We start from the raw sequence: 25,879 nt of genomic DNA on the forward strand, positions 1-25,879 counted from the left end.
CGGCACGCCGGCCCGCACCGTAGCCGGGTCCACCACGTACGATCCGCAGCCCGCCCGCGCCCGCACCCTCCGGGGGGCGGTGTCAGTGGGCGTTGTTAGCGTGCGCGTCGCAAGGTGAAACGATCAAGGAGGCGGCGTGCAGGACGTGAAGCGGCACGAGGTCAGCGGGCACCGGATGTCCCAGGCACTGGAGGACGTCACCGGACGGACCTACGACCGCTGGCACGGGCTGCGGTACGGGGGGCTGCTGTCCCTGAAGGGGCTCCACGAGACCCGCGACGACCTCCTCGACCACGTCGGCGCGCAGACGCAGGCGGACCCCGAGCTGAGCGGAGCCGTCGTACGACGTGCGCTGCGGACGGCCGCCGAATGCGCGCTCGGGGAGCTCTCCCTCGGCTGCTTCCCCGACGGCGACTTCGAGGTGCCGTTCCCCCTCCTCGACGAGGAGCTCAGCAGCATGGACATCTCCTTCGGCGACGCGGTCGACCGGGCGCCCACCGCCCGGACCTGGCTGGACGCCTTCGCGTTGTGCATGGTCAGCGGGGCGGTGCGGGAGCGGGACCGCGTCATCGGGCTGCTGCTGCGGTCGGACTACGCGCCCGCCCTCCACGACGGCGTGCCCTACTCGCCGCTCGACGCGCACTCCGACCCGGCCGAGCTCGCCGAGATGGACGCGCTGTGCCTCTACCTCGCCCGGGCGGCCGGGCACCTGCCGCGGGACTGGCCGGACGCGACCCTGTGCAAGCCGGACGCCGCCGAGCGCGCGGAGGCGGCCCGCCGGCTGGACGGCCTCGGCGTGCTCACACCGGACCAGCGGCTGCTGCGCGTCCTGCTCGACGACGACCAGCCGGCCTTCGAACGCGCCCTGGCCGGGAACCTCACCGGCCTCCGCGAGGGCGCACGCCCCGACGCGGCCCCTCGCACCCTGTTCCCGGCCGGCACGATCGCCGTGGCCGCGCTCGCCGTCCAGGTCCACGGCTGGCGGCTCGGCGTCACCTCCGCGTACCTCCCGCAGAGCCTGCTGCACGCCTGACCCGCCCGGCGACCGTCCGGCCCCGGCCTTGCTGGACCCCGCCGTACGTGATCCGGCCGCCCGACATCGTGAGCCGGATCGGGGTCTCGGCCAGCTCGTCCGGGGCGGTGTCCACGGGGTCGAGCGCGAACGCCGTCAGGTCCGCCCGGAAGCCGGCCGCGATCCGGCCCGCCACCTGCTGCTCCCCGGCCGCGAGCGCGGCGTGCGAGGTCATGCCCTCCAGGGCCATCAGCCCGGTCAGCCCGGGCCCTGCGGCGGCCGCACCGAGCGGGCTGCGGGCGATGGCCAGGACCCGGCGGGCGTCGTGGTGGGCGATGGGCCAGTCCGAGCCCAGGGCGAGCACGGCCCCCGCGTCCCGCAGGTCCCGGCAGCGCCAGGCCCGGGCCGCGCGGGCCGCGCCCAGCCGCTTCGACCACTCGTCACTGTGGTCGGCCCGGGTGTACGCGGTGTGCGGCGGCTGCATCGAGGCGATCACCCCGAGCTCCGCGAACCGCTTCAGCTGCTCGTCGGGGACGGTCTCGATGTGCTCGATCCGGTGCCGCATCCGGGCCTGCCCTCCCAGGGCGGCCACCGTGTCCAGGACGTGCCGGACCGCCGCGTCGCCGATGGCGTGCGTCGCCGTACGCACCCCGGCCGCGTCGAGGGTCCGTACGGCCGCCGAGTAGGCCTCGGGGTCGGGCCAGAAGGCGTCGGTGCCGCGGCCGTGGCAGTCGGCGTGCTCGAGCCAGGCGGTGCCGCCCTCGACGGTGCCGTCCATGAAGAACTTCACGCCGCCGACGTGCCAGTGGCGCCCGCGCAGGCCCTGGAGTGCGATCAGTTCGGCCAGGTCCTGCGGTGTGGCGCCGGGCATGCACCAGGGCGAGAGGTTCAGCCGCAGCGGCAGGTCGCCCTCGTACTCGACGCCGGCGAGCAGGGCCGGTACGTCTCCGTCGCCGAGGTCCATGACGTGGGCCCCGGTGAGGCCGGTGGCGGCCATGTCGCCGAGCAGGGCCGTGAGGCGGCTGCGCCGCTCGGCGGGCGAGGGCTTCGGGGCGAGGGCGCCCACCAGGCCCATCGCGGCGTGCTCGACGAGGTGGCCGGTCGGGCGTCCTTCGGCGTCGCAGACGATCTCCGAGCGCTGGTCGAACGTACGCGGGCCGGTGATGCCCGCGGCGCACAAGGCCGCGCCGGAGGCGAGGGCGGAGTGGCCGTCGTAGAGGCGCAGGAAGGCGGGGGCGCCGGCCAGGGCCTCCTCGACCAGGGCCGCTTCGACGGGGCGGCCGCCGAAGGCGTTGTGGTCGAGGCCGTGTCCGAGGACCCAGCCCCCGGTGCGGGGGGCGCCGCGGAGGGCGGCGCGCAGCTGGTCGAGGTCCCGGACGGCGGAGAGGTCGGTTCCGCCGGCCATCTCGATACCCCAGACGGGGTGGCTGTGGGCGTCGGTCAGGCCGGGGGTGAGGGTGGCGCCGCCGAGGTCGACCACCTCGGTGGCGGGGCCGCGCCAGTCGCGTACGTCGGCCTCGTCGCCGACGGCGAGGATCTCGCCGCCGCGGACCGCTACCGCGCGGGCCTCGGGGCGGCCGGGGTCGAGGGTCCGGACGCGGGCTCCGGTGAGGACGGTGTCGGCAGCGGGCACGGCTGTTCTCCTACGGGGTCTGCGGGCTCGGCGGGCTCGGCGGCGAATCGGGCGTAGATCTCGGGGCGGCGTCGCTCCAGGCGCCGGGCGAGCCCGAGCCCGGCCAGGAAGACGGCGGGGACGAGGGCGACGAGGACGGCGTTGACGGCGGTGGAGGCCATGGTGAACAGGGCGACCTTGGAGACGACCAGCACGATCGCCACGGCGAGCAGCACGGCGGCGGCGACGGGCGCGACGACGGTCCGCCAGGGGCCCTCGGTGTGGCCGGTGCGCCGGAAGTAGACGGGTACGGCGATCGCGGCGAGCAGCATCAGCGCCATGAGCCCGATCATGCCGGGCGTGTTCACCCAGAGCAGCAGCTGCTGGTACGGGTCGGCCCCGGCCAGCGCGAAGGCGAGGACGATCACGGCGCCGAGGGCGGTCTGGGCGAGCCCTGCGAGGTACGGGGAGCGGTGGCGCGGGTGGATCCGGCCGAGGGCGGCGGGCAGCACGCCCTCCTCGGCGAGGGCGAGCACGTAGCGGTTGATGGCGTTGTGGAAGGCGAGGAGGGAGGCGATGACGCTGGTGACGATGAACAGGTGCATCAGGTCGGCCGCCCAGGGGCCGACGTACGTGGTGATCGCGGTGAAGAAGAGGCCGCCGGGGTCCGCTGCGGCGGCCGCGATCACCTCCTCGGCGCCGAAGGCCTGGATGACGGTCCAGACGATGAAGGCGTAGAAGAGGCCGAGGAAGGCGACGGCGATGTAGGTGGCGCGCGGGATGGTCCGGTCGGGGTCGCGGGCCTCGCGGCGGTAGATGACGGTGGACTCGAAACCGGTGAACGCGGCGAAGGCGAAGGCCAGGACGGCGGCGGTGCCGGGGACGAGGACCGCGCCGGGGGCGAAGGAGCCGGCGGAGAGCCCGTGGGCGCCGCCCTGGAGGAGGACTCCGGCGGCGAGCAGGACGAGTATCCCGGTCTCGGCGACGAGCAGGACGCCGAGCACCTTGGCGCCGAAGTCGATGGAGCGGAAGCCGCCGTACCAGATGAGGGCGAGGCCGGCGAGGGAGACGGGCAGCCAGGGGACGTCGAGGCCGCCGAGGGCGTGGGCGGTGTCGGCGGTGGTGGTGCCGAGGAGGCCGTAGACGCCGATCTCCATGCCGTTGTAGCCGACCAGGGCGAGCAGGGCGGCGCCGATGCCGACGCGCCGGCCGAGGCCGCGGGTGATGTACGCGTAGAAGGCGCCGCCGCTGCGGACGTGGCGGCTCATGGTGGTGAACCCGACGGCGAAGACGGCGAGGGTGAGGCCGGCGAGCAGGTACCCGGCGGGGGCGCCGATGCCGCCGAGCAGGATCGCGACGGGCGCTACGCCGGCCATGACGGTGAGCGGGGCGGCGGCGGAGACCACGAAGAAGGAGATGTCCGCGGTGCCGAGCGCTGCGCGGCGCAGGGCGGGGGCAGGGGGTGGTGGCTCTGGCGTTTCGGGCATGCGGGAAGGCACCCTTCGGGGAGACCAAAACCTAAAGGCTGTAGGTTGGCGGCAATGTAGCCTCCGGTTCTGGCGTACGGGAAGACCTCACGGCGGGAGAAACCGATGGCACGGCCGCGCACCCCCCTGCTCGACCGGGAGCGGATCGCCGCGACCGCTCTGCAACTGGTCGCGGAACAGGGCGAGTTCAGCGTCCCGCAGATCGCCCGGGCGCTCGGGGTCCAGACCGCGTCGGTGTACCACCACGTGGACGGCCGGGCCGGGGTGGTGGAGCTGGTGCGGGAGCGGGTGTGCGCGGGGATCGCCGACGAGACCCTCGAACTCGAGCCCTGGGACCGGGCCCTGGAGGCCTGGGCCCGCTCCTACCGGGCCTCGTTCGCCGTCTACCCGCGCGTCATCCCACTGCTGATGACCACGCCGGTGCGGGCCCCGCGGGTGCTGGCGCAGTACGAGCGGGCCGTCCGCATGCTGCTGGCGGCGGGTTTCACCCTCGGCCAGGTGATGCCGCTGTTGACGGCGCTGGAGAACCTGATCCTCGGCTCGGCCCTGGACCTGGCCGCCCCCGAGGCCATGTGGGAGCCCTCACCGGACACCCCGCTGCTCGCCGAGGCCCTGGCGGCCGTCGGCCCGGGCCGCGCGGAGGCCGCGTTCGACCTGGGCCTGGCGGCGTTCCTCACGTACGCGCGCACCCTGCTCGCGGACGGCTGAGCTGCCGCCGGCCGGCCCCCGGGCAGCGGAAGTCGCGTGGCCCGGCCGGAGTTCGGACCGTAGCCTCGGCGTCAGCGGGTGCGCGCGCTCCCGCAGGGGGCAGGGCCGTGGCAGAGCGGTCTCATGCGCCGGCGGCTCCGGGAGGTTCCCCGGGGCCGCCGTTCGGGGCGAGTGGACGGGCCTGTCCGCCGATGCCCCTCACGGGTTCGAATCCCGTCGGCCCTGCCCCCGGCCCCGGTCCGGGCCCGCGGAAGCAACGGCCTGAGGCCTGAGGAAGCGGTCAGCGGGGACGTGCGGCGCGCGGCCCGCGCCATCTGCGCAGCAGCCCCCGCCGGGTGGGGGGCACGGGCGCCGGTGCGGGGGCGGCGGCCACGCTCGGACCCATCCGCGCCAAGGCCTCGGCGAGGGTGCGGACATAGGCCTCGTCGGCCAGGATCCGCGTGCTCTCGTAGGGGTGGGGTGCCGCCGCAGCGGCCTGGGCGCCGATCCCGCCGAGACGGCGGGCGGCTTCCCGGGTCGGCATGGCGGGCAGGCCCGTCCACTCCGGGTCCACCTCGGCCAGCAGCACCGGTACGGCGGGTTCCGGGTCTCCGGTGATCCGCCGGTACGCGTGCGCTGCGGCGACCCGGGTCCACGCGCCGCGCGATTCCATCAGGCCGCGCACGGTGTCCGCGTGGGCGGCGGCCAGCGGGCCGAGATCGGCGAGGAAGGGCAGGCCGTGGCTGCCGGTCCCGGAGGCCACGGCCGCGCCGCACACGTCGAGGGCGAGCGTGGGGTCGCCGGTCACCCTCCAGTGCGCCCAGGCGGCCCGCCTCGGGTGGAGGCGGCGGGCCTGCGGGGCCCGCCCGGTGGCGTACGCGGCCAGCCGGTCCGCGGCGACGGCGGCCGGGGGGCCGATCCGGCCGAGGACGCGCAGGGCGTCGTCGGTGTACGGCGTCTCCAGGTACCGGACCACCTCGGGCACGGCGGGTGCGGCGTCCGGGCCCCAGGCTGCGAGGAGTTCGAGCGTGACGGTGCTCGCGTGGTACTGCTCCGGCTTCTGTCGCAGACCCGGCAGCACCATCGGGAGCAGCTTCGCGGCGGGCAGCGCGCTCAGGAGGCGGGCACCGGCGCGCCCGCTGGGAAGCCGGTTGCGCTTCGCGAGGTCCCGCAGGGCGGGCAGCGCCCGGACGTCGCCCATCCCGGCGAGGGCGAGCGCGAGCTCCTCGACCCGCCCGAGCCGCTTGTCGAGGGCCTCGGCGATCCGATCGGCGTGCGCGGCAACGGCGGGGCCGGCCTGGGCCACCGCCCGGGCGGCGTCCCAACTGTCGGGCACCTGGTCGCAGACGGCCGCGACGACGACCTCCCAGCACTTCGGATCCGGCCGCCGGTAGCGGTACACGGCCTTGACGGCCGAACCCAGTGTTCTCACGCGGTCGCGTACGCGACGAACCCGCCCCACGCCCCCGGAGCGACGGCCAGCCGACCGCCGTCGGGCCGCTTGGAGTCCCGGACGAGGACCGCGCCGGGGGTCTGGGCGACCTCGACGCAGGCGGGCCCGTCGTTGGTGCTGTAGCTGCTCTTGACCCAGGCGACTTCGATGCAGTTGGGTCCGTCGGCGGTGCTGTAGCTGCTCTTGACCCAGGTCAGAGCGGAGAGGCCCTCGGCCGACGGCTTGATGCTCATGTCTCCCCTAGTACCTTCTCGATGAACGTCAAAGATTCGCGAGGCGTCAGAGCCTGTGCCCGGATCATGCCATAGCGCATGTCCAGGATCTGGACCTCTTTTGGCTCGGTGATCAAGCGGCTGGCCAGCTGAACCTCGTTGTGTCCGACGGTCGATCCGTCTTTGAGCCGCATGACTGTGAACGATGAGCCGAGACCGGCGTGCTCCTCGACCGCGGTGGGCATGACCTGGATCTCCACAGTGCGCAACCGGCCGACCTCCAACAGGTGTTCCAGTTGGCGGCGCAACACCATCTTGCCCCCAATGGGCCGTCGCAGGACAGCCTCTTCCTGCACAACGGTCAGCAGCGGCGCCGGATGCCGCTGGATGAGCCTCTGACGCCCCAGCCTCGCCGTGGCCAGGCGTTCGACCTCGTCCTCCGAAAACCTGGGGCGCCTGAGCTCGAAGAGCGCCCGAGCGTACTCCTCGGTCTGGAGCAGGCCCGTCACCACGACATTGTCGTACGACCCGATCTCCACTGCCTCGGATTCCAACTTGGCCAGATCCCGCACCTTCTTGGGATAGCGGGCCTTTTCGACGTCCACCTTCATCGCGGCGATCTTCCCGCCCGCGCCGAGAACCTCGTCCGCCTTGTCCAGGAACTCCGGACGCGGAATGCGGGTACCACTTTCGATCTTGCGGGTCAGGTCCGCCCCGTAGCCCATCCGTTCAGCGAAAGTGGACCGGTCGAATCCGGCCGCCTCCCGCCACATTTTCAACTGGCGTCCCACCGCCGCGACGACCGCCCCGGATTCGCCCTCCGGGTCGAGTGCCCAGCTCGACTCGTCGGTGCCCTCTGCGCTCACTGCCACCTCCGTTGGCCTGCAACTCCCGTCAGGCTACGCACGGATGGCCGCGCCGAGGCGCGAGAACGGGAAAGTCCGATTTCACCTGATCGAGGTTTCCACGACCCGGTGGGCCAATTTCCGGGAACGCTCGACGCCTAAAGACAAACAACCGGGGGAAATGACCTCTCCCAACCTCCCCCCTCCCCCTCTCACCCGGTCGAGTGAATCACCCCAACCTGGCTGGCGCATATGACAATTCACCGGGCAGTCTGGCTCTCGACAACCCCATAAACGCGAACGGCCCCCGTGCGGGACTGCAATCCCGCCCGAGGGCCTCGCCGCTGAGGAAGACAGGACCCTTCCCGTGGCTGAACAGCAGCTTAGCGCGCCCTCGCGCGCTCCGTACCGCATTCCGAGGCCCGGCGTCATGCACGAGAAAGACCGGCAGCCCGAGCGCTACGTCAAGATCGGCAACCATCTCGCCCAGCACCGCGAGTTGAGCCTGACGGCGATCGGCCTGTCCACGTACATCCAATCCCTGCCCACCGGCGCCGACGTGTCGATCAAGGCCCTGGCGCAGCGGTTCGCCGAGGGCGAGACCCGCATCGCTTCGGCCCTGCGGGAACTGGAGGCCCACGGCTACCTCTCCCGCACCCGGGAGCGGCTTCCTTCGGGACAGATCGTCACCCGTACGGTGTCGTACAACAACCCGCCCGCCAGGCGGCTGAAAGCAGCAGCGGCGGAGCGCCCGGTGCAGCCCCCCACCACCGCACCCGCACCGGCCCGGACGCAGGCTCCCGAGCCCGAACCGGAGCCTGAACCAGCCCCCGACGCCGTCGCCGACGACGTCCCGGAAGCCGAGCTCCAGGCCCGCGAGTTGCTGGCCCGGCTGCGGCTGCGTGATCCCCGGCTGTTGCTGTCCGAGCGGGACACCGTACGGCTGGCGCCCGCCGCGGCGGCCTGGCTGGAGCGGGGCCTGACACCGAGCGCCGTGGCCGCCGCCCTGACAGGCAGCCTGCCGCTCACCCCGATCCACTCCCCGCACGGCCTGCTGGCCCACCGCCTGCGGGAGATGCTGCCGCCCCGGCTGCCGGACCCCGGCGCGGCGCGCCCTGTACCGCCCGACCGGGAGATCCATCCCCTCCGAACGTGCGACGGCTGCGACCGCGCCTTCCGCTCCCCCACCCCCGGCCGCTGCCGCGACTGCCCGCCTCCGGACGCGCGGGCGGCGTAACCCGGGGTGCGCTCCCCCGGCGGGGCCGTGAAGGTGGGTGCATGAGCACGCGCAGGGTGGTGGTGCAGGCGCCCGACGAGCGCGGCCTGCGTCAGGTCACCATCGACGGCGCACCGACGGGCAGCGCCTGGTCGCAGCGTGATCTGCGCAGGCAGCTGCGCCGCGCGGGGCTGCCTGCGGACATGGACCTGGAGGACCGGGCCTCCGTGTCCTGGCGCGGGGCGGACAGCGCCACCTGGCCCGACCGCGCGGGCCGCCGGCGCGCCATGATCGTGCTGATGGTCGCCGGGCTGATCGTCTCCGCGCTCCTCCTCGCCGACATCGGCATGGTGGACGCGCTGGGCGCACTGACCTTCGCGGGACGTCTGACCGGGTTCCTGTTCGTGCTCTCGGGAGCCGTGCAGGCGGTCGCGGCGGCCGCGGTGTTCGACTTCTGGGGGAAACGGACGCTGCGGTTCTCGGGCGCGATGGTGATGGTGGGCGTGATCATCGCGGTGGTGACGCAGGTCCTGCTGCTGGCGGTGTGGTTCGAAGAGCGGGAGTGGACTCCGTACCTGCCGGTGTTCGTCGCCCTCTCGCTCTGGTGTCCGTGGGCGGTGTGGGCGATCTGGCGGGAGCGGGCCTGGAAGGGGATCACCCACCCGAAGAGCTTCACCGCGGGTGTGGCGGCCACCGCTGTGCTGACCCTGGCCAACTTCTCCTACTCGGCCTTGTACCAGCCCCAAGCCGCACGCTTCCACTTCAAGGTGGAGGCGAAATTCGGGACGCCGACCCGGGATCCGGAACTCCCCCTCGTCTACTTGCCGGTCAAGCTCCGCGTGGTGAACGACGGGGCCGTTCCCGCCTACCTCCTCAACAGCGTCTACCGGGTGCAGGGACAGCAGTCCGCATTCGACGGGAAGAAGACCGAGCCGGACCAGAAGGATTGGCGGGCCGATGCGGAGTCGGGGATCAACACGGAGCTTCACGTGCGGCCCATCGGGTACCGGAATGTCGATTCCGGGCCGGTCGCCCCGCCAGGCGTCTGGATCGCGCCCGGGACCACCTTCACCTCAGAGCGAGTGGTCCACATCCCCACGGATGCACCGTACGACCTCGTCTCGACCTCCGCATCGGTCGCATTCCTGAGGGCGGACCGCGGAAAGATGGACGAGGCATTCAATCGTTCGATCTTTTCGTGGCAACAGAAGACGGACAGGTTCTTCGACTGCTCCGCCACCTTCTGCCCCGACTACGTCATGAACCACGCAAGGGTGCGCCACAACAACAACATCCTCAACGTGACACGCAGGCCGCGCTACATCAGTTCGGACCGATGGATCACCAAGGCGGACAGCGGCATCGCCATCACGATCTCCCCGCTCAACTCCAAAGGCCGCCTGTCGGCCGACGCCGAGTCCGCGGAGAGGTACGGCGTCGACACGTACTTCTCGGGGAGCACGGCGATCCCCTACGCCTCGCTGCTGGCTCTGAAGCGCTCCTAGACCGTGCCCTCGCCGGGGTCATCGCTCCGGGCAGTGGTCGACCAGCGGGCCGCCGGTGTGGGAGTCGACCGTGACGCCGCCGCCACAGGGAGAACGCCCGGTGGTACTCCGGTCAGGACTGCGGGTCTCGCCCGTCCCGCAGCCGCTCGGCGAAAGCACGCGCGGCGGCCAGGTCTGCGGCGTTCGGGCGCTGCTTGTTGATGCCACCGACGAACTTGAAGGGTGCCCAGGTGTCGAACGCCCGGCAGGAGAAGCACCCGTCCACCTCGAAGCCCTTGCCTTCGAGGAGCCGGACCAGGGGGCGGGTGAAAGGCGCCGGCGGTAACTCGGGGAGCCCGCTGGTGGCGAACACGAACGCCCTGCCCCGCCTGGCCGGAAGCGCCTTGACGAAGTCGGTCAGGCGGGGGTGGAGCCTGCCGTAGAAGACGCCCGAGCCGAATCCCAGGAGGTCGGCGTCGGCCAGCTCCGCCACGTCGGCCTCCTCGGGGGAGACGACCTTGGCGCCCAGGACCTGGGCCATGCTGTCGGCGACACGACGCGTATTGCCGTGCGACACGGAGGCGCACACGATGACTGCCTTCATCTTCACGATCCCTTCTCTGCTCTCGCTTCCGCAATGAGGACAGCGGAGCGGCGCCCGATGTGACAGCACGCGAGTGTGATGGCCACCACACCCGCAAGCGGCAAAGGGGCGTGAAGATCAGGATCTACAGCTCGAACGCTAGGCGCCGTAGAACAGGTCGTCCACGACCGCCCGCGCCCGGCGGGTGATGCGGCGGTAGTCGTCGAGCAGCTCGCCGACCGTGCCCTCCGCGTAGCCGAGGTAGCGGCCGACGGCCGCCAGTTCGCGGGCCTCCGACGGGAAGGTGTCCCCGGCGCGGCCGCGGACCAGCATCACCGCGTTGCGGACGCGGGTGGCGAGCACCCAGGCCTCGTCCAGGATCTGCGCCTCCTCGGCCGGGATCAGCCCGACCGCGTGGGCGGCGGCCAGGGCCTCGCGGGTCCGGGTGGTGCGCAGGCCGGGCTCCGACCAGGCGTGCCGCATCTGCATCAGCTGGACGGTCCACTCGACGTCGCTGAGGCCGCCGCGGCCCAGCTTGGTGTGGAGCGTGGGGTCGGCGCCGCGCGGGAGCCGCTCGGACTCCATGCGGGCCTTCAGGCGGCGGATCTCGCGGACCGCGTCCTCGCCGAGGCCCTCCGCCGGGTAGCGCAGCGGGTCGATCAGCTCGATGAAGCGGGCGCCGAGTTCGGCGTCGCCGGCGACCGTTTCGGCGCGCAGCAGGGCCTGGCTCTCCCAGGTCAGGGACCAGCGCCGGTAGTACGCGGCGTACGAGGACAGGGTGCGTACGAGCGGCCCGGAGCGGCCCTCGGGGCGCAGGTCGGCGTCGATGAGCAGCGGCGGGTCGGCGGTGGGGAGTTGGAGCAGCCTGCGCATTTCCGCGATGACGGCCTGGGCGGCCTTCGCGGCTTCCTGTTCGTCGACGCCCTGGCGGGGTTCGTGGACGAACAGGACGTCGGCGTCGGATCCGTAGCCGAGTTCGTGGCCGCCGAAGCGGCCCACGCCGATGATCGCGAAGCGGGTCGGCAGGGTCTCGCCCCAGTGGCCGCGGACGGCGGCGCGCAGGGCTCCGGCGATGGTGGCGGCGGTGAGGTCGGAGACGGCGTTGCCGACCCGGTCGACGAGGGCGCCGGGGTCCTCCTCGGCCGGGCTGTCCTCCGTACCGTACGAGCCGATGATGTCGGCGGCGGCGGTGCGGAACAGCTCGCGGCGGCGGACGCCGCGGGCGGCGGCGACGCCGGCTTCGGCGCTGCCGGCGCGGCCCACGGCGGCCAGCACCTCCTGTTCCAGGGCCTCGTGCGTACGGGGTTGCAGCCCTTCGGGGTCGCCGAGCAGGGCGACGGCCTCGGGGGCGCGCATCAGCAGGTCGGGGGCGAGCCGGCCGGCGGACAGGACGCGGGCCAGGTTCTCGGCGGCGGCGCCCTCGTCGCGGAGCAGGCGCAGGTACCAGGGGGTCTTGCCGAGGGCGTCGGAGACCTTGCGGAAGTTCAGCAGACCGGCGTCCGGGTCGGCGGAGTCGGCGAACCAGCCGAGCATGACGGGGAGCAGGGTGCGCTGGATGGCGGCCTTGCGGGTGACGCCGGAGGCGAGGGCCTCCAGGTGGCGCAGAGCGGAGGCCGGGTCGGCGTAGCCGAGGGCTTCGAGGCGCTGGCCGGCGGCGCGCGGGGAGAGCCGGGTCTCGCCGGGGGTGAGCTGGGCGACGGCGTCGAGCAGCGGCCGGTAGAAGAGCTTCTCGTGCAGGCGCCGGACCACGGAGGCGTGCCGGCGCCAGGCCTTGTTGAGCTCGGCGACGGGTTCGGTGCGCAGGCCCAGCGACCGGCCGAGGCGGCGCAGGTCGGCCTCGTCCTCGGGGACGAGGTGGGTGCGGCGCAGCCGGTAGAGCTGGATGCGGTGCTCCATGGCGCGCAGGAAGCGGTACGCGTCGTTCAGCTGGGCGGCGTCGGTGCGGCCGACGTAGCCGCCGGCGGCGAGGGCGTGCAGGGCGTCGAGGGTGGTGCCGGAGTGCAGGCCGGCGTCGCTGCGGCCGTGGACGAGCTGGAGCAGCTGGACGGCGAACTCGACGTCGCGCAGGCCGCCGGGGCCGAGCTTGAGCTCGCGGTCGACCTGGGAGGCGGGGATGTTGTCGACGACGCGGCGGCGCATCTTCTGGACGTCGGCGACGAAGTTCTCGCGTTCGGCGGCCTGCCAGACGAGGGGCGTTATGGCGTCGATGTACTGGGCGCCGAGGTCCCGGTCGCCGGCCACGGCGCGGGCCTTGAGCAGGGCCTGGAACTCCCAGGTCTTGGCCCAGCGCTGGTAGTAGGCGAGGTGGGAGGCGAGGGTGCGGACCAGGGGGCCGTTGCGGCCCTCGGGGCGCAGGTTGGCGTCGACGGGCCAGATGGTGCCCTCGATGGTGGTCTCCGAGCAGATGCGCATGAGGTGGGAGGCGAGACGGGTGGCGGCCTGGACGGCCTTGCCCTCGTCGGCGCCGCTCGGTGCCTCCCCCACGAAGATGACGTCGACGTCGGAGACGTAGTTCAGCTCGTTGCCGCCGCACTTGCCCATGGCGATGACGGCGAGCCGGCAGGCGGCGGCGTCGTCGGGGGCGGCCGCGGACGCGATCCGCAGGGCGGCGCGGAGGGTCGCGGTGGCGAGGTCGGCGAGCTCGGCGGCGGTCTGGGCGACGTCGATGGTGCCGCAGACGTCGCGGGCGGCGATGGAGAGCAGGCAGCGGCGGTAGGCGACGCGCAGGGCGATGGGGTCGTGGGCCTGGCTCAGCCCGTGCTCGAACTCGGCGAGGCCGGGATGCAGGTCGGCGGCTTCGTACGTGACGAGCGCGTGCCAGTCGCGGGGGTGGCGGGCGAGGTGGTCGGCGAGCGCCTCGGACGCGCCGAGTACGCCGAGGAGGCGGTCGCGCAGCGGCTTGGCGCTGACGAGGGTGTCGAGGAGTACGGGCCGTTCGTCCTCGCTCTGCGCCTCGGCGAGCCGGACGAGCCCGAGGAGGGCGAGATCCGGATCGGCGGTGGCCCCGAGGGCGTCGAGGAGCACCGGGTCGGTGCGTACGGCGGCCAGCGCGTCGGAGTCGAGCAGCCGGGCCGCGGCCGACGGGTCGGTGAACCCGCTGCGCAGCAGCCGGATGAAGGTGCTGCTCCTGCGTCCCGGGACTGTCATCCCGCCGCCTCCCGCGTACGTCGCCGCCACTGCCCAAGCGTGCCTGGAAGGAGCCTAGCCGGAGCAGGCGTTCGACTCACCGGCGTGGGTGGACACGTATCATGGGGCGGATTATCAGTTTATCTGAATACTTATGCGGAACGCCCATTCCGCTTATCTGCCCCTCCTTCGGGCCCGCTCCCCGCCCAACCGCCCCAAAGGACCCCCATGCCCGACGGACCCCCGGCCCCGGGCCCCTGGCACCCCAACGCCCCGGGACCTTCGCAGCACCCGGGGCAGGGCGGCGGATCGTGGGGCCCGGGGGGCGCGGCCCGGGACCTGCCGGCGGGACAGGCCTGGGACCCGACGGCGGGCCCGGCTCGAGGCCCGTCGGCGCAGCCCTGGTCGGGCGGACCGTCGTGGGACCCGTCGGCGCAACCGTCCGTGGACCCGTCGCGGCCCGCGTCGAACGGACCGGCCGGGGACCCCTCGTGGCACCCGGCGGCCGGACCGGCCGGAGGCCCGTATGCCGGAGTGGCCGGCGGTCCGGCCGGCCCACCGTACGCGGGCTCTTGGGGCTCCTCGCAGCCCCCGGCGGGAGGACCGTCGCAGGCATCCGCCGAGGACGGCTGGGACCCGTCACGCCCGCAGTCGGGCGGGCCGGGCTGGAACCCGGCGCAGCCGGACGCAGGCGGCCCGGCCTGGATCCCGGCGCAGCCGCATTCCGGCCGGCCGGGCTCGGACCCGTCGCAGCTCCTGTCCGGCGCAGCCGGACCTGACGTACCGTCCGCCCCGCCCGGCAACGGAGCCTGGCAGGGCGGCTCGCCGCTGCATGCCGACCGGCAGCCGACCCCCGGCCGGCACCCCGGCCCGGCGGGCTCGGCCGAGGCCTGGTCCGGCCGTCCCGGCCCGGCGGGCTCGGCCCAGGCCGACTGGCAGGGCCACCCTGCCGGGGACGGCGCGTCCGCGCAGCCCGGCCCCGGCGTTCCCTCCGCCGGTCGGGCCCGGACCTGGGACGGCCCGGTCCCGCACGCCGCACCCGGCGCCGCCGCGGCCGAGACCCCGTCCGCCCGGCGCTCCGACGACGCCGAGCCCCCCAGCGGCCGCCGAGCCGCCCGGCGTTCCCGTACCGCCGGCGCCCCGGGCGCAGGCACAGGCGGCGCCGGGGCCTCGGGGGAGCGAGCCCGGCGGCGTGCGAGGCGCTTCGTCAAGGGGGTGGGGCTCTGTGCCGCCGTCGTCGCCTGCGGCGTGTTCGTGCTCCGCGCCGGCGAGGCCCGCGGCGGCATCGCCGCGCCGAAGGCCGCCCCCGCGGCCGCCGCCGACGCGCCCGACCCCGGCCGCGTGCTGCAGATCGTCGCCCACCCCGACGACGACCTGTACTTCATGAACCCGGACCTGCGGTACTCCATAGCCGCCGGCCATCCCGTCACCACCGTCTACCTCACCGCCGGCGAGGCGGACGGCATCAACGCCACCGAAGGCAAGCAGGCCTCCACCCCGCCCAACAAGCCCGCCTACGCCGAGGCCCGCCAGAACGGCATCCGCGCCGCCTACGCCAAGATGGCCACCGGCGACCGCAGCAGCGCCTGGAAGCGCACCGCCGTCCCCACCAAGGGCGGTGGCCACGCCGAGGTCGACGTCCTCGTCGCCAAGCCCGAGGTCAACCTCGTCTGGCTGCAGCTGCGCGAGGCCGGCTCCGTCTACGACAGCGCCCCCGACAGCCTGCACGGCCTGTGGGACGGCAAGATATCCGCGCTCGGCGCCCAGCTCGCCTCCGGCACCCCCGTCAAGCAGCGGTTCTCGTACTCCAAGGAGCAGGTCGTCCAGACGATCGCCGGCTTCCTGGCGCAGTACGAGCCGACCACCGTCCGCGCCCAGGACCCCACGCCCGGCCGGTTCCCCGACAAGCGGTACACCGACCACCAGGACCACTTCTACGGGGCCCGTTTCGTACAGGCCGCCCTGGCCGCGTACGCGAAGGACGTCGGCGTCAAGGACCGCCCGCACTTCGCGGTGCAGAACTACCTCGGCTACTCCAACGGCTCCCTGCCCAGCGCCCTGGACCCGGACGAGGCCAAGGCGAAGCTGGACATCCTGGACACCTACGCCTGGCTGGACCGGCAGAACCACTGCGGCAGCGACGCCGGGTGCGGCGACCTCAAGGTGGCCGACCACCCCGCCGGCAACGGCTGGACCTCGACCGTCAACTACGCGCGTGGCACCGGCACTTCCTGGTTGACCTCGGACAAGGAGCACGGCCTGTGGGCCTTCAAGGTGCTCGACGGCCAGGTCGCCGTCTGGCACCGGTCCGGCCCGATCGGCGCCTGGAGCGGACCGCTCCTGCTGCCCGGCACCGGCATGGACCCGGGCGTCTCCACCGTCACCCTGCCGGACGGGCGGCTCGCCGCCTTCGGCACCCGTACCTCCTTCGGCGCGCGGCCGACGGACTACCGGCGCGAGGTCGCGTACGCCGTCCAGAAGGCCCCCGGCGCGGAGGCGTTCGGCGACTGGCAGTCGCTGGGCACGCCCGAGGCCGCCGACGAGAACTGGACCTCCGACATCAGCGCACCCGCCGTCTCGGTCGACGGCAGCGGCCAGTTGGCGGCGTACGTCCGCGACGGCGCATCCACCCTGCGCGGGCGGGTGCAGCTCGCGAACGGCACCTGGGGCCCCTGGGCCCAGTACGGCGGCGCCGACCTGCACGGCACGCCGGTCACCGCCACGGACGGCGCCGGGCGGCGCATGGTGTTCGCGGCCACCACCAAGTCGGTGCTGGGCTGGGCGCAGCCGAAGCCGGGCGCGCCGCTGGGCCCGGCCACGCCCACGGGGCTGCCGGACACGACGCTGCCGCTCACCGCGGAGGGGCGCGAGGGCGGGGTGCGGCTGTGGTTCCGCAAGCCGGGTTCGGGCAACGTGCGTACCGCCCTGGTGACGGGCGACGGCGGGCTGAAGGTGAACCACCTCACCGACCTCGGCGGGCTCCAGGGCTTCGGCTCGGTGGCGGCGAGCGGGCACGTGCTGGCGGGCCGTTCGGCGGGCGGCCAGCTGGGCTCGGACCTCGGGTCGGGGCGGCCGTGGGAGCGCTCGCCGCTGATGTTCGTCGGGGCGCCGTCGTCCACGACGACCGGCAGGAACACGGTCAGCCTGGCGGTGGTGGGGCTCGACGCGCGGCTGTACGTGACGTCCTCGGCGGACGACGCGAACGCGCACCTGGCGCCGTGGCTGCCGGTGGGGCCGCGGAACACGGGCCGCTGAGGACCCGCCGCCGGCGGACCAAGTACGTCCACATCCTGGGCACATGCGCGGATCAAGAGTGCGCACGCCACAATCGCATCCGGTCGTTTCCGGAAAGCAGGAGTCATCGAGCACATCGGTGAACCAAGTCCCCCGATTTGGCCTCTCACTGACTGAGCTGACTGAACTGACTGAACTGCCGTTCTCCCGCCCGGAACGACCCCAAGGCGTGACCGATGCCGATTGCCCGTCGCCGTTTCCTCCTCGCAGCCCTCCTTCCCGTACTCACCGTCGGTGCCACCGGCGTGCTCGCCGTCGCCACCGGCCAGCAGACGTCGGCCGAGGCCACCCAGGAACAGGGCCCCGGGTCCCGCGCCGCCGCGCTCCCGGCGAGCGTCACGTCCGGATCGGTCGTCCAGGTCGTCGCCCACCCCGACGACGACCTGTTCTTCATGAACCCGGACCTCAGCCGGTCGCTGACGGCCGGACTCCAACTCACCACCGTCTACCTGACCTCCGGCGAGGCCGACGGCCGCAACGAGGCCAACGGGGCCGGCGCCAAGGACCCGGAGCAGCCCGCCGACCGCGCCCACTACGCGGAGGCCCGGCAGAACGGCATCCGCTCCGCGTACGCCCAGATGGCCACCGGAGACCGCACCGGCGCATGGAAGCGCACGGTCATACCCACCGCGGGCGGCGGCCAGGCCGAGCTCGACGTGCTGATCGCCCGGCCCCAGGTCAACCTGGTCTGGCTGCAGTTGCGCGAGGCCCGCAACCCGACCGCGGAGAACCCGGACAGCCTGCGCGGCCTGTGGAACGGCAAGATACCCGCGCTCGGCGCCCAGCTGTCCTCCGGGAGCCCGGTCAAGCAGCCCTACACGTACACCAAGGACCAGGTGATACAGGCGATAGCCGGGCTGCTCGGGGTCTACAAGCCGACGACGATACGCATGCAGGACCCGACGCCGGGCCGGTACCACGACACCGGCAAGTACACCGACCACCAGGACCACATGTACGGCGCCCGCTTCGTGCAGGCCGCCACCGCCGCGTACGCCGCCCAGGTCGGCGACCGCCCGCGGTTCTCGGTGCAGAACTACCTCGGCTACCACAACGGCACCCTCCCGCACGCCCTGGACCCGCAGACGGCCGAGGCGAAGATCGGCTACCTGAAGACGTACGCCTGGCTCGACCACCAGAACTACTGCGGCAGCCCCTCCGGTTGCGGCGACCGCAAGGTCGCGAGCAGCCCCACCGGCCGCAACTGGGCCCAGTCGCTGCGCTACGCCCGCGCCGACACCACCTCCTGGCTGGTGGCGGGCGCCTCCGGCCGGCTCTACGCCTTCGCCGCCCTGGACGGCAAGATGGCCGTCTGGACCCGGAAGGACGGCCCGGCCGGCTGGACCGGCCCGGTCCTGCTCCCCGGCACCGGCATCGACCCGGGCGCGAGCACCGCCCGCCTCCCCGACGGCCGCATCGCGGTCCTCGCCACCCGTACGGGCTTCGGCCCGGGGCCCGCGGACTACCGGCGCGAGATCGTGTACGCCGTCCAGTCCGCGCCGGACGGCCCGTTCGGGCCGTGGCAGTCGCTCGGCACCCCCGAAGGGCCCGACGAGGAGGGCACCTCCGCCATCAGCGCGCCCTCGGCGGCCGTGGCCCCGGACGGCCGGCTGACCGTCTACGTCCGCGACTCCCGCCGCACGCTGCGCGCCCGCGAACAGCAGCCGGGCGGCGCCTTCGGCCCCTGGCAGCGCCTGGGCGGCGAGGACCTGCAGGGCGACCCGGTGACGGCGGTCGACGCCGCCGGCCGGCGCCAGGTGTACGCGACGACCACCAAGTCGGTCCTGGCCTGGACCCAGCCCGCCCCGGGGGCCCCGCTCGAGGGACCGTTCCCGACGGGCCTGCCGGCCACCACGGTCCCGCTGTCGGCGGCCCCGGAGGGTGCGGGCATCCGGCTCTACTTCCGCCGCCCCGACTCGGGAGTCGTCCGTACGGCCCTGGTCACGGCGGGCTCCGGCAAGCCGCAGGTCTCCAGCGTCTCGGAGGCCGGCGGCCGGGCGGGCTACGGCGCGGTCGGCGTCGCGGGCCGCCTGCTGTCGGGCCGCGCGGACACGGGCACGGTCGGCACGACGGGCCTCGGCGGCCCGCCCGCCTGGACGGAATCGAAGATGCTCTTCGCCGGCGCCCCGGCCGGCATCCTCGAACCGGCGGGCGCGACGACGACGGCGGTCCTGGGCCTGGACGCCGAACTCCACGTCACCACGACCCCGCCCGCCACCCCGGACCCCGCCCACCCCGCCCGCACCACCTGGCACCGAGCGGTCCCCCCGGCGTGACCCGCCGCCGGCCGGCCACCGGTGGAGGCCGGGCGTCAGCAACTCCCGGAAGTCAGCAACTCCCGGAAACCAGCAGCTCCCGCACCTGCTCGGGCGTCCAGTGTCCGGCGGCGCCCGGGCAGGCGGCCAGGTACTCGGCGATGTCCTGCTCCTCCCAGGGGCCGGACTCCAGGAGGCCGCCGGCGAGGTAGCGCAGGTACACGGCGGTGGGCGGGAGAACGTCGACGTCCCGCAGGGTCCACGGCGCGGTGAACGTCAGGACGGGGACGTCCTCGATCGTGCCGGGGCAGATCAGCGTCTCGTACCGCCCCGGCCCCAGTTCGTCGCGGCCGTGCCGCAGAGCCGTCGTGAGGTCCAGGTCCGTCCCGGGCGCGTTGCCCATCTCCTGGGCGGCGATGTCGGACACCTGGCCGACCGTCACCAGGTGCGCCCGCCCGCGCATCCGCCCCGGAGCCGTCGGGTCGTACAGCCCCCGGCCCCCTCCCCACACGGCGGACTCGGTGGCGAAGTACAGCCGGCCTTGCAGCTCGACCGCGACCGACCGCTCCGGCGCCCGCCGGTCCCGGCAGCCCGGATAGGTGTGCGCCGCGCCGAGGGGTGTCCCCCCGGCGATGTACGCGGCCAGACGGTCCATGTGCATGTTGGACCCGTAGGAGGCGTACCAGACCCGCTCGGGCGCAGGCAGCACCCCGTCGAGCGGCGTCACGGTGTGCACGGTCATCAGTGTGTCCTCGCACCTCAGGGCCGACGGATTCGCGCCGTCGGCCCTGAGTGATGTTCGGCCCGGAAAGGCTCTGACCTGCTCTTACAGCACCGGGAGGTTCTTGCGGAGTTCGAAGGCCGTGACCTCCGAGCGGTATTCCTCCCACTCCTGCTTCTTGTTGCGCAGGAAGTCATGACCCACTCTAGCCACCTGCCGCGTTGGCCGCTGACCCCACGACGACCAGCAAACGAGGGGCTGTCATCGGTCGTTGCCAGCGACCCCGGGCCGCCCTCCGACGGCCCAAAGACGGCTCAGATCCAGTGGCCCACAGACTCCCGGCGCTCTACGCTCCGCACCCGTGCTGCCCCTGCAACGGAGCCCGCACATCCTCTGCTCGCCGGTCTGTCATCCACGTCTCGTCCGCAGCTGGACGAGACGTTGTTTGGACGTCGCTTTCGTCGCCGCCCCCAAAGGGTCAGCTTCGCCGTTGCAGCCATCACTTGTGTAGCAGTTCAGCCGGGACTCCCTTCGCCTGGTCTAGGTTGACGCCAGTCAGGTCAGCGCCAGTTAGATTTGCGCCCCTTAGGTCAGCTAGCCGCAGGCTCGCGCCCCTCAGGTTCGCTCCCTCCAGGCTGGCGCCATTCAGGCTCGCACTCTCCAGGTTGGCGTTACGTAGGTCAGTTTGGTCCAGAAAAGCACCATCTGCGACAGCGGATGTCAGCTCTGCTTCACGTAGGTCCGCGTGGGTCAGTCTGGCGTGAGGCAGTTTGGCGTGGTCCAAGTTGGCTCGGCGCAACCCGGCCCCGCGCAGATTCGCTTCTCTCAGCTCCGCGTTCGACAGATCCGCCGCACCCATCTTTGCGTTCGTCAAGTTCACATCGGAGAGGTAGGCACCTCGCATGTTCGCGAGTATGAACCATGCACCGTGCAAGTCCACACCTATGAAGACAGACCGCCGCAGGTCGGCATCGGACAGGTCCGCAAAGCTGAAGGGAAGGTAGCGATGGGCCGGTAGATCGCTCTTGTTCACGGCATACCGTGACGCCAAGCGCAGGCTGCGCAGATCCGCCCTCTTCCAATCGATCCTCGTCCGCCCGTCCCTGCCCAGCGGACGGTCGGCGAGCACGTCTGTAGCGGCCGACACATCGGTGTCGGGTGGCCGAGGGATTTTCCAGAAGTCCATCTCCGCAAAGCCGCTAGCGGGGACGGGGGCATGAGTCCGGACGTAAGCAGACAGTACTGAGACCACTCTCGGCTGGTCGCGGGGGGAATCCTGCATGATGCGCTCCAGCGCATAGATGCCCCCAAGTCGCAGATCCAGTGACTTTGACCCCAGGTTCGATACCGCTGAATTGAACCGGGTGGTGATTTGGCCCTGCTCCGCGATCCGGAGCTCCGTCCCAGTCTGCCCAACCGACACCCACGTGAACACCAGCGCAACCAGCGCAACCAGACCGGGCAGGGATGCCGTCAGAGCCAGCCACCGTGTCCCGCTTGCCGCATCCGAACCACGCCGACCTGCGCGGATCCGACGCCGCCGCCCAGCCGCCTGCCGGCGTGCGATCCATCCCCTCAGCCGTGGCCGCCTAGCCCTCACCTTTCCATGGCACCCGAGAAATCCGAATCCCGCGCGGTAGGCGACTATCGGACTCCTCCCATCAGGCCGCCGGAAGGGCCTCTGACCTGCAGCGTAGAACTTCGGACACCCGTAGGTGGCATCGTCTACGCCTCACCCTGGCGTCTGCGTGGCGTCCGAAGCGACACCGGTGCGGCGCAGGGCGGGTGAGACGACTCCGGGCCGGCGGTCATCGACCGTCGGCCCGGAGTAATGCGTGTGGCACACGGTGGCGTGACCTGCCCTTAGAGAACCGGGAAGTTCTTGCAGTGAACTGGGGTGACTCCTCGGGGACCGAGGGCTGCAGCTGACAGCCCATGCCCATCGGCCCCGGCGCGGGCTTTCGTTGGTTGGAAGCCCGCCCTCGTCGCGGCCGGGGTACTCGAGGAACCGCAGCCCGGCGAGCGTCACCAGGCCGCGCGCGAGCACGGGATGCATGCCCTGCGGCACGTCTACGCGTCGGTGCTGCTGGACGTCGGCGAGAACATCAAGGCGCTTAGCACCTACCTGGGACACGGCGATCCCGGTTTCACGCTCCGGACCTACACACCTCATGCCGAGCAGCGAGGGGCGGACACGGAAGGCCGTGGACGGGGTGTACGAGGGCTCGGATTCTGCGGCCGACGGCCCACAGACGGCCCAGGGGGAATGAGACAACTCCGGGCCGGCGGTCGATGACCGTCGGCCCGGAGTGTCAGAAAATTCTGACAGTGGCTCTGACCTGCTCTTAGAGCACCGGGAGGTTCTTGCGGAGTTCGAAGGCCGTGACCTCCGAGCGGTATTCCTCCCACTCCTGCTTCTTGTTGCGCAGGAAGAAGTCGAAGACGTGCTCGCCGAGGGTTTCGGCGACCAGTTCGCTGCGCTCCATCAGGGCGATGGCCTCGCCGAGGTTCTGCGGGAGGGGTTCGATGCCCATCGCGCGGCGTTCCGCGTCGGAGAGGGCCCAGACGTCGTCGTCGGCGCCCGCCGGGAGTTCGTAGCCCTCCTCGATGCCCTTGAGGCCCGCCGCGAGGAGCACGGCGTACGTCAGGTAGGGGTTGGCGCCCGAGTCGATCGAGCGGACCTCGACCCGGGAGGAGCCCGTCTTGCCCGGCTTGTACATCGGGACGCGGATCAGGGCCGAGCGGTTGTTGTGCCCCCAGCAGATGTACGAGGGGGCCTCGCCGCCGGAGCCGGCCGTGCGGGAGGAGCCGCCCCAGATGCGCTTGTACGAGTTGACCCACTGGTTGGTGACCGCGGCCGTCTCCGCCGCGTGCTTCAGGAGGCCCGCGATGAAGGAGCGGCCCACCTTGGAGAGCTGGTACTCGGCGCCCGACTCGTAGAAGGCGTTGCGGTCCCCCTCGAAGAGGGAGAGGTGGGTGTGCATGCCCGAGCCGGGGTACTCGGAGAACGGCTTCGGCATGAAGGTGGCCTGGACGCCCTGCTCGAGCGCGACCTGCTTCATGACGAGGCGGAAGGTCATGATGTTGTCCGCCGTGGAGAGCGCGTCGGCGTAGCGGAGGTCGATCTCCTGCTGGCCCGGGGCGCCCTCGTGGTGGCTGAACTCGACCGAGATGCCCATGGATTCGAGCATGGTGATCGCCTGGCGGCGGAAGTCCATGCCGACGTTCTGCGGAGTGTGGTCGAAGTAGCCCGAGTTGTCCGCCGGCACCGGGCGGGTCCCGTCCAGCGGCTTGTCCTTCAGCAGGAAGAACTCGATCTCGGGGTGGGTGTAGAAGGTGAAGCCCAGGTCGGAGGTCTTGTTCAGGATGCGCTTGAGGACGTACCGCGGGTCCGCGAAGGACGGCGACCCGTCCGGCATCAGGATGTCGCAGAACATCCGGGCGGTCCCGGGGGCCTCGGCGCGCCACGGCAGTATCTGGAACGTGCTGGGGTCCGGCTTGGCGATCATGTCGGATTCGTAGACCCGCGCGAAGCCCTCGATGGCCGATCCGTCGAAGCCGATGCCCTCGTCGAAGGCCTGCTCCAGCTCGGCGGGGGCGACCGCGACGGACTTCAGGAAGCCCAGTACGTCGGTGAACCACAGGCGCACGAACCGGATGTCGCGCTCCTCGAGCGTCCGGAGGACGAATTCCTGCTGCTTGTCCATGCCTTCATCCTCGCAGTTCAGACGGCCTGTGCACCACCTCCCCCGAGGGCGGGGGCACAGTCGGGCGGGCCCAGTATCGCCAGCCGCGGTTTCCGCCACATTACGCACCTCTGAAACCTCGCGGCACCCCCGCACTGACCTCGGGCCCGTCATGAGCATTACCATCTGCGCCCATGGGGGGCTGGGAGCACATGCGGCGCGGGCGCGCAGGGCGTCGGACGCCTCGGCGTGCCGTCGTCGCGGTCGCCTTCTGCCTGCTGCTCGGAGCCCTGTTCCTGTGCGTACGGCCGGGTGAGCCGCACACCGTCGCCGCGGTCGCCGCCGTGCCCGGCGCGGCCTCCGCGACCGCTCCCGCCGGCGTGTCCGCCGTACGAGGGGCGGCCGGCGGGCACGACACGCGGGCCGTCTGCGTGTCCCCCGACGAGCCGCCCGGCTGCTCCCCCTTCTCCCACGTGACCCCCGGCGTACTGCCCGCCCCGCCGCCCGCCGTGACCGTGGCGGGCTGCGCCCCGGATCCCGTCGGGCGCGCCGCCGACGGCGGGCCGGCCCGGCCGCACGGGACGCTCGCCCGGGCCCCCGACCTCCATGCCCTCCAAGTGCTGCGGACCTGACGGGTCCGGGCGCCGTACCGCGCTCCACCGGATCCACCCTCCACCCCCCTCAGCAGAAGGATTCAGGGCACATGGCCAGCAGGACCCCGTACGACAGCAACTCCCCCCAGGCCCGCATAGCCGAGATGCGCCGCGCCGAGCGGGCCCGCGACCGGCGCAACGCGGCCATCGCGATCACGGTCTCGGTGGCCGTCGCCGCCGGGCTCGTCGGCTTCGGCGCGTGGGTGCTGATCGACAAGCAGGAGAAGAAGGACGCCGCGGCGGCGGCCCGCAAGGCCCCGGTGAGCGGCGAGCAGACCTGGGACGCGAAGGCGCTGGGCCGCAACCACGTCGACACCCCGGTGAAGTACCCGATGAACCCGCCGGTCGGCGGCGACCACAGCCCCCGCTGGATGAACTGCAACGGCGACGTCTACAAGAACCCCGTCCCCGAGGTGAACGCCGTCCACTCGCTGGAGCACGGCGCGGTCTGGGTGACGTACAACGAGAAGGCCGCCAAGGGCGACCTCGACGCGCTCGCCGGGACGGTGGCCAAGACCCCGTACACGCTGATGAGCCCGGTCAAGGAGCAGGCCGGCACGATCATGCTGAGCGCCTGGGGCAAGCAGCTGACGGTGGACAAGGCGGACGACCCCCGCGTCGCGCAGTTCTTCACCAAGTACGTGCAGGGCCCGCAGACCCCCGAGCCGGGCGCGGCGTGCACGAGCGGGCTGGCCGAGAAGTGACCCGTACGTACTGGGCGGCCGGGACCGCCGTCCTGCTCGCGCTGCTGTTCGCGGCGGCGGCCACGGTCACCGCCGCGAGCGACAGCGACGGCTCCGGTACGTCGGCCCGCGCGCCGGGCCTCTACTCGCCGGACGCCGGCTTCGCGCGGGACATGGCCGTGCACCACCAGCAGGCGGTGGAGATGTCGTTCGTCGTGCGGGACCGCACCCAGGACGAGCCGGTGCGCGGGCTCGCGTACGACATCGCGAACACGCAGGCCAACCAGCGGGGCATGCTGCTGGGCTGGCTGGACCTGTGGGGTCTGCCGAAGGTGGTGGCCGACGAGCCGCCGATGTCCTGGATGGGATCCGCGGACCAGCACGGCGGCCACGCCGGGCACGACACGGGCGGCCATGGCACGAGCGGCCATGACACGAGCGACCACGGCACGAGCGGCCACGGCACGAGCGGCCACGACACGGCCGGGCACGACAGGGGCGGCGTCGCCGCCAAGCCCGGCGCGCTGATGGCCGGCATGGCCACCAAGGAGGAGCTCGCGCAGCTCGGCGCCGCCGAGGGCCGCGACGCGGAGGTGCTCTACCTCCAGCTGATGACCGACCACCACAAGGGCGGCGTCGCGATGGCCCAGGGCTGCGCGACGCAGTGCAAGACCCCCGCCGAGCGGGACCTGGCCCGGGGGATGGTCGAGGCGCAGCAGTCGGAGCTCACCCTCATGGCGGACATGCTGAAACAGCGCGGGGCTGCGCCGCGCGGGTGACGGGCCACGCCCGTACGGTGGTGGGAGGGCGCCCTCATCAGGCCCTCCCACCACCGGCCTCCCGAGGGTGCCGAGGCGGGCGCATCCGCGC

At 72.8% G+C, this 25,879-nt stretch carries 19 protein-coding genes, 1 tRNA gene and 2 pseudogenes; 11 read left to right on the top strand and 11 right to left on the bottom strand.

Translation table 11 applies throughout. From position 1 onward, the window contains the following. Positions 1-136: 136 nt before the first annotated feature. Positions 137-1,033: an immunity 49 family protein gene (locus ACZ49B_RS04295; RefSeq protein ID WP_468300273.1), complete on the top strand. Its 897-nt coding sequence runs from the start codon at positions 137-139 to the stop codon at positions 1,031-1,033. On the opposite strand, the gene ACZ49B_RS04300 is transcribed toward ACZ49B_RS04295, so the two are convergent. Together ACZ49B_RS04300 and ACZ49B_RS04305 are read right to left on the bottom strand one after the other, a co-directional pair. After that, positions 993-2,645: an amidohydrolase gene (locus ACZ49B_RS04300; protein ID WP_468300275.1), complete on the bottom strand. Its 1,653-nt coding sequence runs from the start codon at positions 2,643-2,645 to the stop codon at positions 993-995. The two genes, ACZ49B_RS04295 and ACZ49B_RS04300, sit on opposite strands and share 41 nt — an antisense overlap. After that, complete coding sequence (locus ACZ49B_RS04305; protein WP_468300277.1) at positions 2,567-4,111, bottom strand: APC family permease; 1,545 nt, start codon at positions 4,109-4,111, stop codon at positions 2,567-2,569. Before ACZ49B_RS04305 ends, ACZ49B_RS04300 begins: the two co-directional genes overlap by 79 nt. Before the next feature lie 105 nt (positions 4,112-4,216). On the opposite strand from ACZ49B_RS04305, the gene ACZ49B_RS04310 reads away from it, so the two are divergent. Both ACZ49B_RS04310 and ACZ49B_RS04315 read left to right on the top strand, forming a co-directional pair. Beyond that, complete coding sequence (locus ACZ49B_RS04310; RefSeq protein ID WP_468300279.1) at positions 4,217-4,819, top strand: TetR/AcrR family transcriptional regulator; 603 nt, start codon at positions 4,217-4,219, stop codon at positions 4,817-4,819. A gap of 101 nt (positions 4,820-4,920) precedes the next feature. Then, a tRNA-OTHER gene (locus ACZ49B_RS04315) sits at positions 4,921-5,044 on the top strand. A 55-nt stretch (positions 5,045-5,099) separates the two neighbouring features. Here ACZ49B_RS04315 and ACZ49B_RS04320 read toward each other — a convergent pair. Genes ACZ49B_RS04320 through ACZ49B_RS04330 form a run of 3 tightly spaced genes read right to left on the bottom strand, consistent with a single transcriptional unit; the run spans position 5,100 to position 7,329 of the window. Beyond that, complete coding sequence (locus ACZ49B_RS04320; protein ID WP_468300281.1) at positions 5,100-6,230, bottom strand: hypothetical protein; 1,131 nt, start codon at positions 6,228-6,230, stop codon at positions 5,100-5,102. After that, positions 6,227-6,484 (bottom strand): DUF397 domain-containing protein, encoded by a 258-nt coding sequence (locus ACZ49B_RS04325; protein WP_468300283.1) that lies wholly within the window; start codon positions 6,482-6,484, stop codon positions 6,227-6,229. Before ACZ49B_RS04325 ends, ACZ49B_RS04320 begins: the two co-directional genes overlap by 4 nt. Further along, complete coding sequence (locus ACZ49B_RS04330) at positions 6,481-7,329, bottom strand: helix-turn-helix domain-containing protein (protein WP_468300285.1); 849 nt, start codon at positions 7,327-7,329, stop codon at positions 6,481-6,483. The genes ACZ49B_RS04325 and ACZ49B_RS04330 overlap by 4 nt, the downstream gene beginning before the upstream one ends. A gap of 409 nt (positions 7,330-7,738) precedes the next feature. On the opposite strand from ACZ49B_RS04330, the gene ACZ49B_RS04335 reads away from it, so the two are divergent. After that, the gene (locus ACZ49B_RS04335) at positions 7,739-8,545 is read left to right on the top strand and encodes a helix-turn-helix domain-containing protein (protein WP_468300287.1); all 807 of its coding nucleotides are present in this window, start codon (positions 7,739-7,741) and stop codon (positions 8,543-8,545) included. Positions 8,546-8,586: 41 nt separating this feature from the next. Beyond that, positions 8,587-10,029, top strand: a complete 1,443-nt coding sequence (locus ACZ49B_RS04340; RefSeq protein WP_468300289.1) for a hypothetical protein — start codon at positions 8,587-8,589, stop codon at positions 10,027-10,029. A gap of 112 nt (positions 10,030-10,141) precedes the next feature. On the opposite strand, the gene ACZ49B_RS04345 is transcribed toward ACZ49B_RS04340, so the two are convergent. Both ACZ49B_RS04345 and ACZ49B_RS04350 read right to left on the bottom strand, forming a co-directional pair. Beyond that, the gene (locus tag ACZ49B_RS04345) at positions 10,142-10,612 is read right to left on the bottom strand and encodes a flavodoxin family protein (RefSeq protein WP_468300758.1); all 471 of its coding nucleotides are present in this window, start codon (positions 10,610-10,612) and stop codon (positions 10,142-10,144) included. Positions 10,613-10,750: 138 nt separating this feature from the next. Further along, positions 10,751-13,738, bottom strand: a complete 2,988-nt coding sequence (locus ACZ49B_RS04350; RefSeq protein WP_468300291.1) for a bifunctional [glutamine synthetase] adenylyltransferase/[glutamine synthetase]-adenylyl-L-tyrosine phosphorylase — start codon at positions 13,736-13,738, stop codon at positions 10,751-10,753. A 513-nt stretch (positions 13,739-14,251) separates the two neighbouring features. Between ACZ49B_RS04350 and ACZ49B_RS04355 the strand changes: the two genes are divergently transcribed. Both ACZ49B_RS04355 and ACZ49B_RS04360 read left to right on the top strand, forming a co-directional pair. Then, positions 14,252-16,972 (top strand): PIG-L family deacetylase, encoded by a 2,721-nt coding sequence (locus tag ACZ49B_RS04355; RefSeq protein ID WP_468300293.1) that lies wholly within the window; start codon positions 14,252-14,254, stop codon positions 16,970-16,972. A gap of 215 nt (positions 16,973-17,187) precedes the next feature. Next, positions 17,188-19,287 (top strand): PIG-L family deacetylase, encoded by a 2,100-nt coding sequence (locus ACZ49B_RS04360; protein ID WP_468300295.1) that lies wholly within the window; start codon positions 17,188-17,190, stop codon positions 19,285-19,287. A gap of 52 nt (positions 19,288-19,339) precedes the next feature. Here ACZ49B_RS04360 and ACZ49B_RS04365 read toward each other — a convergent pair whose 3' ends face one another. From ACZ49B_RS04365 to ACZ49B_RS04375, 3 genes and pseudogenes are all read right to left on the bottom strand, one after another. After that, positions 19,340-20,008 carry a histone deacetylase gene (locus ACZ49B_RS04365; protein WP_468300297.1) on the bottom strand — a complete coding sequence of 223 codons (669 nt, stop codon included), beginning with the start codon at positions 20,006-20,008 and terminating at the stop codon, positions 19,340-19,342. Between the two features lie 84 nt (positions 20,009-20,092). Next, positions 20,093-20,179: pseudogene (locus ACZ49B_RS04370) on the bottom strand (glutamine synthetase); the annotation flags it as partial. A gap of 307 nt (positions 20,180-20,486) precedes the next feature. Then, entirely contained in the window at positions 20,487-21,422 is a 936-nt protein-coding gene (locus tag ACZ49B_RS04375; RefSeq protein WP_468300299.1) for a pentapeptide repeat-containing protein, read from the bottom strand. Between the two features lie 534 nt (positions 21,423-21,956). Between ACZ49B_RS04375 and ACZ49B_RS04380 the strand changes: the two are divergent. Continuing rightward, positions 21,957-22,257: pseudogene (locus ACZ49B_RS04380) on the top strand (tyrosine-type recombinase/integrase); the annotation flags it as partial. A 75-nt stretch (positions 22,258-22,332) separates the two neighbouring features. Here ACZ49B_RS04380 and ACZ49B_RS04385 read toward each other — a convergent pair. Further along, the gene (locus ACZ49B_RS04385; protein ID WP_266629799.1) at positions 22,333-23,694 is read right to left on the bottom strand and encodes a glutamine synthetase family protein; all 1,362 of its coding nucleotides are present in this window, start codon (positions 23,692-23,694) and stop codon (positions 22,333-22,335) included. A gap of 173 nt (positions 23,695-23,867) precedes the next feature. Between ACZ49B_RS04385 and ACZ49B_RS04390 the strand changes: the two genes are divergently transcribed. The 3 genes from ACZ49B_RS04390 to ACZ49B_RS04400 all read left to right on the top strand — a co-directional run bounded on the left by ACZ49B_RS04390 (position 23,868) and on the right by ACZ49B_RS04400 (position 25,788). Beyond that, complete coding sequence (locus tag ACZ49B_RS04390) at positions 23,868-24,305, top strand: hypothetical protein (protein ID WP_468300301.1); 438 nt, start codon at positions 23,868-23,870, stop codon at positions 24,303-24,305. Between the two features lie 71 nt (positions 24,306-24,376). Continuing rightward, positions 24,377-25,030: a DUF3105 domain-containing protein gene (locus ACZ49B_RS04395; RefSeq protein WP_468300303.1), complete on the top strand. Its 654-nt coding sequence runs from the start codon at positions 24,377-24,379 to the stop codon at positions 25,028-25,030. Further along, complete coding sequence (locus ACZ49B_RS04400; protein ID WP_468300305.1) at positions 25,027-25,788, top strand: DUF305 domain-containing protein; 762 nt, start codon at positions 25,027-25,029, stop codon at positions 25,786-25,788. Before ACZ49B_RS04395 ends, ACZ49B_RS04400 begins: the two co-directional genes overlap by 4 nt. The last annotated feature ends 91 nt before the right edge of the window (positions 25,789-25,879 follow it).

Source organism: Streptomyces sp. NPDC031132 (genome assembly GCF_055570595.1).